Source organism: Spirillospora sp. CA-142024 (genome assembly GCF_050942325.1).
In the GTDB taxonomy this organism is placed as follows: Bacteria; Actinomycetota; Actinomycetes; order Streptosporangiales; family Streptosporangiaceae; genus Spirillospora.
The window spans coordinates 4,138,716-4,152,184 of record NZ_CP192077.1 but is presented as its reverse complement, the minus strand read 5'-3'; the positions used below and the strand labels follow the sequence as shown (position 1 = coordinate 4,152,184).

General features: G+C 67.9%; 10 protein-coding genes. 9 read left to right on the top strand and 1 reads right to left on the bottom strand.

What is annotated here, in order from left to right; all coding sequences use genetic code 11:
* Nucleotides 1-53 precede the first annotated feature (53 nt).
* From ACQPZP_RS20025 to ACQPZP_RS20015, 3 genes are all read left to right on the top strand, one after another.
* Nucleotides 54-1,364, top strand: coding sequence for a salicylate synthase (locus ACQPZP_RS20025; protein WP_433479114.1), 1,311 nt, complete (start codon nt 54-56; stop codon nt 1,362-1,364).
* 591 nt (nt 1,365-1,955) lie between these two features.
* Nucleotides 1,956-2,585, top strand: coding sequence for a uridine kinase (locus tag ACQPZP_RS20020; RefSeq protein ID WP_433479113.1), 630 nt, complete (start codon nt 1,956-1,958; stop codon nt 2,583-2,585).
* Between the two features lie 153 nt (nt 2,586-2,738).
* Nucleotides 2,739-5,240 carry a SpoIIE family protein phosphatase gene (locus ACQPZP_RS20015; protein ID WP_433479112.1) on the top strand — a complete coding sequence of 834 codons (2,502 nt, stop codon included), beginning with the start codon at nt 2,739-2,741 and terminating at the stop codon, nt 5,238-5,240.
* 41 nt (nt 5,241-5,281) lie between these two features.
* Here ACQPZP_RS20015 and ACQPZP_RS20010 read toward each other — a convergent pair whose 3' ends face one another.
* The gene (locus tag ACQPZP_RS20010; protein ID WP_433479111.1) at nt 5,282-5,716 is read right to left on the bottom strand and encodes an ATP-binding protein; all 435 of its coding nucleotides are present in this window, start codon (nt 5,714-5,716) and stop codon (nt 5,282-5,284) included.
* 553 nt (nt 5,717-6,269) lie between these two features.
* Between ACQPZP_RS20010 and ACQPZP_RS20005 the strand changes: the two genes are divergently transcribed.
* The 6 genes from ACQPZP_RS20005 (at nt 6,270) to ACQPZP_RS19980 (ending at nt 13,457) form a co-directional block, all read left to right on the top strand.
* Nucleotides 6,270-7,604 carry a hypothetical protein gene (locus ACQPZP_RS20005; RefSeq protein WP_433479110.1) on the top strand — a complete coding sequence of 445 codons (1,335 nt, stop codon included), beginning with the start codon at nt 6,270-6,272 and terminating at the stop codon, nt 7,602-7,604.
* The gene (locus tag ACQPZP_RS20000) at nt 7,588-8,037 is read left to right on the top strand and encodes a hypothetical protein (RefSeq protein WP_433479109.1); all 450 of its coding nucleotides are present in this window, start codon (nt 7,588-7,590) and stop codon (nt 8,035-8,037) included. Before ACQPZP_RS20005 ends, ACQPZP_RS20000 begins: the two co-directional genes overlap by 17 nt.
* 29 nt (nt 8,038-8,066) lie before the next feature.
* The gene (locus ACQPZP_RS19995; RefSeq protein WP_433479108.1) at nt 8,067-8,564 is read left to right on the top strand and encodes a hypothetical protein; all 498 of its coding nucleotides are present in this window, start codon (nt 8,067-8,069) and stop codon (nt 8,562-8,564) included.
* A gap of 436 nt (nt 8,565-9,000) precedes the next feature.
* Nucleotides 9,001-9,882, top strand: coding sequence for a helix-turn-helix domain-containing protein (locus tag ACQPZP_RS19990; protein WP_433479107.1), 882 nt, complete (start codon nt 9,001-9,003; stop codon nt 9,880-9,882).
* A complete protein-coding gene (locus tag ACQPZP_RS19985) occupies nt 9,879-10,070 on the top strand; it encodes a DUF397 domain-containing protein (protein WP_433479106.1) in 192 nt (63 codons plus the stop codon). The genes ACQPZP_RS19990 and ACQPZP_RS19985 overlap by 4 nt, the downstream gene beginning before the upstream one ends.
* Before the next feature lie 402 nt (nt 10,071-10,472).
* Entirely contained in the window at nt 10,473-13,457 is a 2,985-nt protein-coding gene (locus tag ACQPZP_RS19980) for a SpoIIE family protein phosphatase (RefSeq protein WP_433479105.1), read from the top strand.
* The last annotated feature ends 12 nt before the right edge of the window (nt 13,458-13,469 follow it).

Genomic DNA, 13,469 nt, shown 5'->3' with positions numbered 1-13,469 from the left:
AGGTTAGCCTTACCTAAGTTTGACCTTCCGGCCGCGAAAGGGAGTTGGCTGCCTTGTCCTCTGGTCTGCGCACCGATGCGAAACCCGCCGAGCTGGTCGTCGAGCACGCCTCGGACCCGCTCGCACTCATGGCCCGGCTGGCCGGATCCGGACTGTTCGCCGACTACGTCGTCTACGAACGCCCCGGCTCATGGACGTTCGCGGGCGGCATTCTGGGCGAGGTCGTCCTGGACGCGAGCACCGTCCAGGCCCACTGGCCCGGCCACGCGCCGACCACTCGCCAGTGGACGGGACGCCCCGCCGACGCGTTGCGGGACGCCTTCGCCTCAGCCCCGCTCCCCACGTGGAACGCCTACGGCTGGATAGCGTTCGAGTTCGCGACGCCACCTCACTTTGGGCGCCTCGCTCACCTGATCGTCCCCCGCACCGAAGTACGGGTCGAGCAGGGCCGCGCCACCATCACGGGCATCGACGAGACCGACACCGACCGGATCGCCGAGTTCCTGGCGAGGCCCGATGTGCCCGCCATCGGAACGCCATCGCCCGTCAACGTCCGGGTCGACGGCGACCCCTACCGGACGCGCGTCGCCCAAGCCGTGGCCGAGATCAACGCGGGCCGCTACCAGAAGGTCATCGTGTCCCGCCGCCTGGACATCCCCCACCCCGTCGACGTGATCTCAACGTTCGTCCAAGGCCGCGAGGCCAACACGCCCGCCCGCTCCTTCCTGCTCGACCTGGGCGGATTCCAGGCCACCGGTTTCAGCCCCGAGGTCCTCGCCAGCGTGGACGCCGCCGGCCGCGTCATGACCCAGCCCCTCGCAGGCACCCGCGCCTTCGGCTTCGGCGCGGACGCCGACGCCCGCACCCGCCACGACCTGGAGACCGACCCCAAGGAGATCTACGAGCACGCGGTCTCCGTCCGCACCTCGCAGGACGAGCTGTACCGGGTGTGCGAACCGGGAACCGTCCAGGTCACCGGCTTCATGACGGTCAAGGAACGCGGCAGCGTCCAGCACCTCGGCTCCAGCGTCAGCGGGATCCTCTCCCCCGGCCGCACCGCCTGGGACGCCCTCGACGCCCTCTTCCCCGGCGTGACCGCCTCCGGCATCCCGAAGCCCGAAGCGATCGAGGCCATCACCCGCCTGGAAGAACACCGCGGCCTCTACTCCGGTGCCGTGGTCGCCGTCTCCCACACCGGCGCCCTCGACTCGGCCCTGGTCCTCCGCGCCCTCTACGCCGAGAACGGCCAAGCCTGGCTCCGCGCCGGCGCCGGCATAGTAAGCGCCTCGACCCCCGACCGCGAATACGAAGAAACCTGCGAAAAACTCTCCAGCATCGCCCCTTACGTCGTCCCCCGAACCTGACCGGCAGAGCACTTCGACGACGCATCGGTGTTGCCGATGGTGACCATCCGTACCCGAGTCTGCATCAGGACGGTGCCTCGGAGTCCTGCTCTTGCCTGGCCGCCGGGTCAGGGGACGGTCACACCATGGAAGGAGGGCTGGTCCCTCGTCAACCCCGCGGGAAACGGGGTGGGTTGCCAGCCACTCGAACAATGAAGAAGAAAACAAAATGGTTGAGCGTGGGAGCGCTCGTCCTCTTCGTGGGGTTCGGCGGCACTGTGACTGTCCCCGGCTCCGATTCCACCCCGAGCAGCCCCGCTGGCCCGAGCAGCCCGGCCAGCCCGAGCAGCGAGGGGTTGTATGTGACCCGGCAGGTCTGGTACATCCCGACCAAAATGTGGAGGCTCACGCTGAGTGACGATTCCACGAAGGAAGAGCCAGAACGCAGGGGCCGCAACTGCCGCTGGCACGAGCCCTTTCCCGAATGCCTGACGGGATAGGGCCTGGAGAAATGACCGGGAGTCCCCGGAGCGCACTATGGCTCCGGGGACTCTTACTCAGCTGTGATCTCCAGGTACCGCCCGGCGCGGGGCCATGTTGCAGGATGGTGTGATGCGCGCACGGCCGATCGCACCCGGGCTCGTCGTCGGGGAACTGGTTGCGCGGATCGACGACGCGCCGCGCGATGCGTGGCGGCGGGTCGCGGTCGACGGTCCGCCCGCCGCGGAGCCCTGGGCGCTCGCCGACGCGCTGGTAGGGCCGCTGCGGGAGGTGGGGCGCGACGTGGTCCGAGTGTCGGCCCGCGACTTCCTGCGGCCCGCGTCGTTGCGGTACGAGTTCGGCCGACACGACCCGGACGTCTACTACGACCAGTGGCTCGACATCGCCGGGCTCGTCCGGGAGGTGCTGGCGCCGCTGGAGCGGGGCGGCACCGGGCGCGTGCTGCCGAGTCTGTGGGACAGCGCCTTGGACCGCGCGACGCGGGCCGCGTACACCCGCCTCGCCACCGGCGGCGTACTCCTGCTGGACGGCTCCCTCCTGCTCGGGCGGGCTCTGCCGCTCGACCTGACCGTCCACCTGACGTTGTCGCCCAGCGCGCTCGCTCGCCGCACCCCGGACGCCGACGCCTGGACGCTTCCGGCATTCGCCCGCTACGAACGTGAAGCCGATCCCGTGCGAACGGCCGACGTCGTCATCAAGACCGACGACCCACGCCACCCCGCCCTCATCGAAGCCGTGTAGCCGGGCGTCGTCAGGTGGCGGCGGTGGTCGCACAACGCGGGCCCATGACCTGCGAATTCACGATGGCATTTCCTCAGTGGCCGGGGCGTGGCATCCCTCCCAGGACGGGGAAGGGTCAGCAGTGAAGGGGATGTGGCCAACCGGGGGGCTGTCATGGCGACACCCGAGAGGAACGACCTGATCGGACAACGAGCACCGTTCGACGTCGCCGATGCCGCGACTGTGCTGCTCGATGCGCAGGGAGTCGTCACGAGCTGGTCGCGGCGCGCTGCGGACCTGCTCGGCCACCCGGCGGCGAACGTCCTCGGACGGCAGGTCACCTCCCTGCTCGCCCCCGCCGACGCGGCGCGTGTGGGCGCCGTCGCGGAGCGGTGCCGGGCGGTCGGCAGCTGGTCCGGACTGCTCTCGGCACGGCATCGCGACGGACGCTCCGTCGGTGTGGAGGTGCACGTCATCCCGTTGAAGGACGCTCAGGGGCACATGATCTGGCTGATTCTGGGCGTCGACGCGGCCTCGTCCGCAGGATCCGCCATGGAACGGTCCGTACTGCTGGAGCGGATGGTCACCCAGTCGCCTGTCGGTCTCGCCGTCCTGGACACCGAGCTGCGGTACGTGTGGTCCAACCCCGCTCTGGAGCAGTTCGGCGGTGGCACGGCCGAACAGCGTCGCGGACAGCGTTTGGAGGAGATCCAGCCGGGTGTGGACTCCGAGATGCTCACGGCGTTGATGCGCCAGGTGCTGGAGACCGGGGCACCGGTCCTCGACTACGAATTCCTCGGCCGCATCCGTTCCCTCCCGGACCAGGAACGTGCCTTCTCCATGGATTTCATGCGCCTGGACGATGAGAACGGACGACCACTTGGCGTGTGCTATTTCGTCGTCGACGTCACCGACCGCTACCGGTCGAAGCAGCGCCTGTCCTTACTGGATCGTGCCAGTGAGCACATCGGCCGCAGTCTCGACGTCATGCAGACGGCGCAGGACCTGGCCGACGTCGTCGTGCCCGACCTCGCCGAGTTCGTCGCCGTCGACCTGCTGGAATCGGTGCTGAGGGGCGCAGAGCCCGTCCCCGGGCCGGCAGGCGACGCGGACACGGTGCCGCTGTATCGCGCCGGGCAGCAGTCCATCCACTCAGGTGTACCGGAGGCCGTGGTCGCGGTCGGGAGCATGGCCCACTATCACGCCTGGTCTCCCCCGATCCACTGTCTGACCAGCGGCACCTCCTGGCGATCACCAGAACTGGACCCTCTTGCCATGGAGTGGGCGGCCGACCTCGCGGAAGGCCGGGCCTCTCGCTTCGGCGAACTGGACCTCCACACGTCGATGGTGGTGCCGATCCGGGCGCGGGGCATCACGCTGGGCATCGCCACGTTCTTCCGGCTGCATGCCGAGCCCTTCGAGGAGGAGGACCTCCGCCTCGCCGAGGACACCGTCGCCCGGGCGGCCGTCTGCATCGACAACGCCCGCCGCTACACCCGGGAGCGCGACGCCGCCCTGACGCTGCAGCGCAACCTGCTGCCCTGGCACATCCCCGAGCAGGACGCCGTAGAGGTCGCCTCCTGCTACCTGCCCGCGGACGAACTGACCGGCGTGGGAGGCGACTGGTTCGACGTCATTCCGCTGTCCGGAGCCCGGGTCGCGCTGGTGGTGGGCGAGGTCGTGGGCCACGGAATCGATGCCGCCGCCACCATGGGACGGGTGCGAGCCGCTGTACAGACCCTCGCCGATCTGGACTTCCACCCCGAGGAGGTGCTGGCCTACCTCGACGATCTGGTGGGCCGCGCCATGCGCAAGGAGCCGACCGGTCCATCGGCCGACGGCCCCTCGGCCAAGGGCACCAGTTGCCTGTACATCGTCTACGACCCGGTCAGCCGACACTGCAGCATGGCCAGCGCGGGGCACCCCGCACCCGCCACCGTCGCGCCCGACGGCATCGTCACCTTCCCCGACCTGCCGATCGGACCGGCACTGGGAGTCGGGGGCCCGCCTTTCGAGGCCATCGGACTCGAACTGGAGGAGGGCAGCATGCTCGCCCTCTACACCGACGGTCTCCTCGCCGCCGGCGACGAGGGCCCGGATCGAGAGCGCCTGCGTCCTCTGCTGGAGGGAAGCCACCTGCGGCTCGACGGCCTGTGCCAAGCCGTCGTCGGCGGCCTGGCCCCCGCCCGTCCGCACGACGATGTCGTACTCCTGCTGATCAGGACGCGCACCCTGGCAGCCGAGCGGGTCGCCTCCTGGGATCTGCCCGCCGACCCGGCAGTGGTCGCTCATGCCCGGGAGAGGGTCAGCCGGCAGCTGGGGGCGTGGGGGCTGGAGAAGCTTGCCTTCACCACAGAACTCGTCGTCAGCGAACTGGTCACCAACGCGATCCGGCACGCGACCGCTCCGATCCGGCTGCGCCTGATCCTGACCGGCACGCTGATCTGCGAGGTGTTCGACGGCAGCAGCACCTCCCCCCATCTGCGTCACGCGCGGGCGACCGACGAGGGCGGCCGGGGACTGTACCTGATCTCGCAGTTCACCGACCGCTGGGGCGCCCGCTACGCCACCGAAGGCAAGATCATCTGGGCCGAGCAGCGCCTCACCGCCGACGGCTCTGACCCGCAGACCGAAGCGAAGACCGCTCCGGCCACTCCCACCGGAACCGCGCCGTGAAGCGGTGGGCGGCGGTCCTCCCCCCGCAAAGTCGTGGGAGCTCACGCGGCCTCGCTCAGGGCAGCGCCGAACAGGGCGGTGACGGTCCGGGAGCGGTCGTTGCCGAACCAGCCCCATCCGGCGGCCATGAGGGAGACGGTCCGCAGGCCGCGGCCGGACTCGGCGTCGTCGTCGGCGTCGGCCACGGCGGGTTCGGAGGGTGCGCCCTCATCGGTGACGGCGACGGCGACCGCGCCGTCCCAGCGGGTGATCTCGACGGTGAACGTCCCGCCCGGCTGGCCCGACTTGGTATGCCGCAGGGCGTTCACCACCAGTTCGTCCACCGCGAGGAGCACGTCGTCCAGTTGCGAGCAGCCTTCGAGAAGCGCCGTGGTGAAGCGACGGGCAGCACTGGCCTGGACGAGTTCGCCGGGGAAGTCGCGCCGCCAGCGCTGCGCGCTCACCGGGACGGACATGACGGATACGGGATAGGACATCGGATTCCTCAGCGCGTAGTGACCGATTCGTCATCGTGCATGTTCATCGTCACAGCACGCACCGGCACGCACACGCAAATCCCCACGTCAGGCAGTGGATTCGCACGCTCACGACGCGTGAGTTGCCGCTTCACGCGTGCGCTGCACGAACGTCGCCCGAAGTGAACGTTCGCAGACTCGGACGGTGAACGCAGGGGCGTGCGGGCAGAGCCTCCGACAGAACCGATCCGCCATCCCGGACGAGAACGTTGCAGATTGATGTGATGTTCACGTCCCGACAATCCATACGGCAAGGAAAGAGGACGTTCGGACACAAAAGGCCATCACAGGGGCCGTCAGCCCACCGACTCCCAGAAACATGAGGCGCACGCTTCGGACGGTGAACGTGCAAAGACCGAACGTTCGCGATTACATGGGCGATGGCGCCTCCGGAGGTCGACCCCGCACGCCCCTCGGATGCATGTCCGACATGTAGCAGAAAGGGCGATAAGTCCGCTGTCAGGTTGATTGCGGATGGCAGGGCCCCCGTCCCCCGGCGGAAAGGATCGAAAGCGTGGGCATGGACCGGCCCGGCACCGATACCCGCGTAGAGAACGCCGACAATCCCCAGCCCCCTGACCATCCGCCGGCGCCGCCGCCCGACCGGCCCGGGGCACCCGGCTCCCGGTCCCGCATCGCGGACCGCCGCGCGGCGAACGAGGGCGCGTTGGCCGAGACCGAGGCCCGGCAGACCGCCTTGCAGGAAAGCCGCACCGGGGAGAACGACGAGCAGCGGCGAGACGAGGCGACATCGTCCTTCGAGACCACTGGCGAGGAACAGGACGCCACAGCCGGCGCGGAGACCGCCGACGAGGATCGGGAGGTCAGCGAGAGCGGGGCCGAAGCGAGCTCCGCCACGGGCGAGGTGAAAGGGCAGGACGAGCGCGGCGAGGACCCCCGCGACCAAGAGGATGGCGAGCCCCTCGAAGAGACGCGCGACGACAGCGACCAGCCCGAGATCCCCAAACAGGACGGCGAGGACTCCCAGGATCAACAGTCGCTCCCCGACCAGGATGATCAGACGTCCGAGACCGACAAAAAGCCGGAGGCCCTGGCCGAGCCACAGACCACCGAGGCGGGACGAGTTGACAGGCCCGGCGAGGAACCCGCCACCGAACACGTCTCCCAGACCGAGGTCGAGCCGACCGATCAGGACGAGCCCGCCCCCGTCCCAGCAGATGAACAGGACGGTGGCGCGGATCCGCAGTTGCCCGCCGAAGGCGGCGCCCATCAGATCCCCGAGGACCTATCCCGCACAGACGAAACGACAGACCAGCCCAATACGCAGCAAATCCAGCTTGCCTGGCCACCAGCCCAAGAAGGCGTCACACGCTTGGCGACGCCTGTCCTCCACTTCGATCAGGCAAGGCTGCGCAACCTGCGCGAGAACCGTGATAGGAATGCCGAAGGACAACCGGAAACCCCGGCAACCACGGACAACGAGCCGAACAAATTCAGCCGCCTTCCCGACCGGGCACTGGCCAGAACTGCCGACCGCGGCGAACCCATCCCACCAGAGGAAGACCCTGCGGACCGAAATCCGTTCAAGCCCGATCCCGAGCGTGGCCAGCGGAACCGGTGGGAGAACTTCGATCGAAGCAATACCGCATTCAGCGCAACCAAGAATATCCTTAAAGGCGTGAAGGACCTACAAGCAAAAGCACCACCAACGGGACATGCGGAAACCAGAAGCGGCGCCAACATCCACCGGCCGGACGTTCATGTCGGCAATCCGACCGATATGATAGGCAATGGAATAATATTTACCGCTGCAGCCCTCGGTGGAATATTGAGTACATACCGAAATTTCAAGTCTTCTCAGCGGAGCGCACATGCCTATAACCGATGAGCAGGTCGCTACTCTGCACGCCCAACTGGCGGGACGAATCGACGAGCACGAGCGACTTCTGGATCAACTGACCACTGAGGAGGCTCAAAGCGGTTACATCACCCTAGTGACCGCGGCCTTCTTCGAAGCCGTTGACCGGAAATTCATCATCAACGACACGGCGGCCGACGAGGCGGAGATAATCGAATTCATCGCCTATCAACGATCCGCACATCCGATCGCGGCCGAACAACTCGACCCGAGCGTGGCAGAAGATGTAATCCTGCACGCATTGGGCAAGGGATCAATAGGTGAAGATGTAGATGCCGAGACACTTCTCGGCACAAAGATTCTCCTGCTCGCCGCATTGATCGGCGAAGCTGATCTCGGTGAAGCTGAACTTGAGAAGTTTCTCGTAAAAGCCCGTTCCGAAGCAGACGCACACATGGGCTGACGCAGCCGACGGCAGGAGGGAGGGGCAAGATGACGGACAATGTCTCCACGGCGGTCAGCGACCTGCACGTGGCAGCGTTGCGAACGTTCCTCATTGAAGGCCCTGACGTTTGGCAGGAGCAGTACGGGGAGCAAATCAAGGACGAGACTGACACTGGATACTCGCTCCTGATCTATTGCACGCTCGCCAAGGCGGCGGCACTGAAGTTCTCACCCGCCTACAGCTTTCCCCAACTGATCCGATACGTCGCCGACCTTCGCCTCAGCCTTGAAGAACATGCGCATGAGTTGAACCCACGGGTTGCCGAAAACACGCTCCGCCTCGCCCTCGGCGACAAGACTCTCAGCGAACGTCCACCATTCGGGGTAGACCAGGTAACCGTGGTACGCGCCCAGATCTACCTTCTCATGGCACTCGTCTTGGATGCAGAGTTCAATGAGACGGAATTGGAGCAATTCATCAGAGACTCTGGCGAGTCCGCCAGGGAGTGGGTCGCCACCTGGTGGAACGAGGCCCGCAGCATTTAGGCGAGACATGCCCCCTGGGGACGCCCAAGGGGCGGGTATGCGAGCCGGAACGCTGGCATGGCCGGCCGGCAAGGCGCTCAGAGCCGGTCCAGCGAGATCTGAACGTTCGACTATCGTGCCGATTGGCGCATGTGGAGTGCGCATCCCGGACAATGGGCTTGTAGCTCAGGTGCGCTGCGACGCCCCTAGAAGACGGCCAGGCCGATCTCATGGCGCAGGTAGGACGCCCCTAAGTGGCTCGGTGTGGAAGAACTTACACGTAGCACCTCGTAGCGCTAGACAAAGCAAGCGCCACAATTCCTGACACAAGTTACGTGTTCGATATAAATATGTATCCGCGTTCGGGCGACCACCCGTTCATTCTCCGGTCCAGGATCGCGATCATCGTGTACATACGGTAGTGACACGATCACGTTCCTGTTCCCCGGGGGTCGACATGGTCAGCCCGTTCGTACGACGCCGGCGTCTCGCGGACGAACTCCGCACGCTCCGCGAAGAGCATGAGATGACGGCGGACGAACTCGCCAAGCGCATCCACTACTCACGCATGAAGGTCAGCCGCCTGGAGAACGCCCACGGCCGACCCGATGTCGCTGACGTGATCAAGATCCTCGACACCCTCGGCATCAGCGGCACCAGGTGGGAGGAGCTTGTACGCCTCGCCAACTCCGCCGCCGCGAAGGGCTGGTGGGACTCTTACGGTGACACCATGGGGCCACGCCAGCGGCTCTATGCCGATATCGAGTCCGGTGCGGACACGATCCGTGAGTTCAACCTCAGCACGATCCCCGGCATCCTCCAGACCCCGGAACTCACGACCGCCTTGGTCGAGTTGGCCAAGAACGACGGGCCTCTCGACTTCCGCCCCGACAAGATGGCGAGGGCACGACTCCAGCGCTTGGAGACGATTCTCCGGACGGACGGCCCGACCTACGACTTCATCATCGATGAGGTGGTCACTCGCCGCCTCAACGTCGCCCCATTCATCATGGCGGCTCAACTGCGCCACATGGTCGAACTGGTCGCAGCGGAACCAAGGCTTACCGTACGGGTCCTCCCGGTGGACGCGTATCTCACCGAGACGCTTCTCCCCAAGGTGACGTTCTCGCTCTTCACCTTCCCTGACCCACTCGACCCGCCGATCGCCGTCGTCGAGACGCTCACCGCAGACCTGGTTCACACTAAGCAGGGCGAGTTGAAACGGTATAGACAGAGGTACGAACACCTCGCTCAGGCAGCGCTTGCGCCACAGGACAGCCTTGCGCTGCTGACCGAGGCGGCCAACCGGCTAGCCGACAAGGTGGGACCCCCCGTATGACGGAGAAGTACGCGCACTGGCGCAAGTCACGTCACAGCGACCCGGGTGCCTCGTGTGTGGAGGTAGGACGGTCAGCTAGCGGCGTGATCGGCGTCCGCGACACCAAGGCTGCTGGGCAAGGACCGATCTTGGAGTTTTCGCGTCGGGAATGGGGCGCCCTTCTCAGAGCCATCCGGGCGGATCAGTAGGCCATCCCTGAACTCGCGACTTGGGTCGGCACCAGCCGGAGCTGCCCTTGCTCCTAGCAGCGATCTACGTTTGGCACGGTCCGCATATAGCCCGTTCCGTCGCTGGGAGTGCTCGGCACCCAGTTCCGGATCTTCTTGCGGCTCTAGCATCCGGCCGACGCCGAGAAGCTCATCAACCGGGTCATCAACGTCGGCTCTGCCGTCGTGCGCCCGTCGGCATGGGCCGGAACGCAGAACAGGGATGTGAGAGAGGCTGACCTGCGGCGTTGCCACCTAACCAGCCGGTGAGGTGTCCACACTGTCGGCTCAAGGGCGCTGACTAGGATGGTCGGAACAGCGTGTCTGGAAGGGCCGGTCCGTCCACGGCTCTAGCGTGAACATGCTGGTGGAGGCGAGGCAGCGATGGACTCCGAGTCCGCGCACGGCGGCAGACCCGGCCGGTCGGCGGACGACGATCTGCGGCGAGGGTGGGTGGCGGACCTGCCCTCCGATGCGGACGTGACCAAGGTGCTCGCGCTCGCCCTGTCGCACGCGGTCGCCGGCGTCGGCGGCCTGGGCGGGCTGGTCCACCTGGCCGGCCGGGAGCCGGGCAGCCTCGACCTGGCCGCGGCCATCGGCCTGCCCCCGGACCTGACCGAGGAGTGGGACCACCTCACCGACAACGCCGCGCCTGGACTGGCGCCGGCCCGTGCCGTCGCCACCGGGCGCCCCTTCTGGTCACGGGCCCGTCCCCATGCCGCGGCCAGGACGCGGGGACACCCGCGGGGCGTGCTGTCCGTCCCCCTCATCGCCGGCGGAACGCCGATCGGCGCCCTGTCGGTCCTGGCCGATCGCGAGCCGCCGCAGGACCGCACCGATTACCTGCGCGAAATGGCCGGGCTCGTCGGGGAGCGGCTGGCCGGCGCCCGGCGCTGGCGCAGCGCCGAGACCCGGTGGTGGGAGATCGGCGCCGACGAGACCCCCGCCGCCCGCCGGATGATGCGCTCGGTGCAAGCCGGCCGCTGGTCCCGGGACCTGGCCACGGACCTGACCGACACGGACGACACCACAGACGGACTGCTCATCAAGGCCGGCATCGATCCACACGGCTGGGATCACCACATGCAAACCTGGCTGGCCCACGTCCACCCGGCCGACCGCGACCAGGTCGTGCGGGAGTCCGCGCGCGCCCAGCGTGAGGAGGCGCCGTATGTGGTGGAGTACCGCGTCCAGGACTCCTCCGGACGGCTCTCCTGGCTGCTCGTCTGCGGCTGGTGGGAGCACGACGACACCGGGCGGACCGTCCGGATCACGGGCTACGCCTGGGACATCACGGACCGCCGCAGCTCGGAGACGTGGCTGGCGGCACTGACCGACTCCTACCCGCTGCCCACCTACGTGATCACCGCGGACAACCGCGTGACGTGGGCCAACGCGGTCGCGCGAGAGGTGGCGGCCCGGCAGCACGCCGACATCGTGGGCCGGGCCCTGTGGGAGGTGTTTCCTTCGCTCCGCGAACAGGGGGCGCCTGACCTCCTCGCCGCCGCCCGCGCCGCTCCCGGCCGCCCCGCCGTCAAGACCGTGACGTTCTGGGACGAGTTCCGCGGCGAGGGCGGCGGCCTCGGCCATTACGAGATCGCGGCCGTCGGCATCGCCGACTACACATCCGTCACACTCACCGACGTGACGGAAAAGGCGGAGGCCGCCGAGGCGGCCGCCGAGCGCCGCGAGCGCCTGACCGGCCTCAACGCCGCTCTGATCCAGGCACGCTCCCCGCGGAACGTTGTGGACGCCGTCCTCGCCCACGTCGTGCCCCTGGTCGCCGCCGACGGCGCGCTGATCCATTCCCTGACCGGGCCGGAACCGGAGGTCGCCGGCTCCTACGGCTACCCCCCGGAGTTCCTGGAGAAGATCGCCACCCACCGCTGGCCGGAGCTCATGGGGGCGACCGCCGTCGCCGACGCCCGGATCCAGTTCGTCGGCTCCCCCGACGCTCTGCGTGAGCGGTGGCCGCACCTGGTGCCGCTGGCCCGCATGGGCCGTAAGAAGGCGTGGGCCGTCGTCCCGTTGGTGACGGCCGACGCACAGGTCGGCAGCCTGGTCCTGAGCTGGGATGCCCCCCGCGTCTTCGATGCGGACACCGAGGCCCTGCTGGGCACGATCGCGGTGGCCGTCGCGGCGGCCCTGGCCCGGGCCGCCGAGTACGAAGAGGCGCGAGCGCGGGCCGAGCGGTTGCAGCGCGAGCTGATGCCCGGTCGGCTGCCGGCGCTCACCGCCGCGGCCGTGGCCGCGCAGTACCGCACCGCCACCGGCACGGGTCTTGGTGGGGACTGGTACGACGCCATCCGGCTGCCCGGCGGCCGCACCCTGGCCGTCATGGGAGACGTCAGCGGGTACGGCGCGGACGAGCCGAGTGTGATGGGCATCCTCCGCCAGGCGATCACCGCGATCGCGGCGCTGGATCTCCCGCCGGACGAAATCCTCGCCCACATCAATGACGTGGCACTGCGGCTGGGGTCACAAACCCTCGATCCGGTCCGGGCCACGGTCCTGCTCGCGCTGTACGACCCGACGACCGGCGTCCTGTCCATCGCCAGCGCTGGCCACCCGCCCCCGCTGTCGATGACCCCCGGCTGGCCCCCGACCGTGCTGGACATGTCAATCGGTGCGCCCCTGGGGATGCCGCACGTACCGCCGGAAACCACCGATGTCACCCTGGCTGAGGGGACGTTGCTCGCCCTGTACACAGACGGGCTGCTCGGCGCCGACCCGGATCCCGCACGCCTGGCAGCGGTGATCACCCGCCACGCGGCCACGGCCCCTCCGCCAGCGGATCCTGCCCGGCGTACAGCGTGGTTGGGGGATCTGTGTGACACCGCGATGACCACCCTGCTGCCTGAGACGCGCGCTGATGACGCTGCCCTCCTGGCGCTGGTCGCCGACCGTGTACCGGCCGAACACATCGCCTCCTGGGACATGCCGCGTGTACCCGAGTCCGCACCGGCCGCACGCGCCGCGGTCGACGACCACCTGGCCCACTGGAAGCTGGACGATCTGGCCTGGCCCATCGATCAGGTGATCAGCGAGCTGGTGGGCAACTCCGTCCGTCACGCAGTGGGAATCGGCGTCTCCGCGTCAGACCCCGCCGCCGGCGACATCCGCGTGCGACTCCTCCGCCTGGAGGATGAACTGATCGTCGAGGTGTACGACGGCTCGGAGGCGGCACCGCACGTCAGACATGCTGCATACGATCAGGAATTCGGTCGTGGTCTGCCCATCGTCAGCTTCCTTTCAAGCCGCTGGGGCGCCCGCCATACCGGATCCAGGGACCCGGACGTGGACGACTCCGCCCGCCGGAACGCCAGCAAATGCGTATGGGCCGCCTTTGCTCTCGACACAGGCGACTGAAGCGCGAACGTC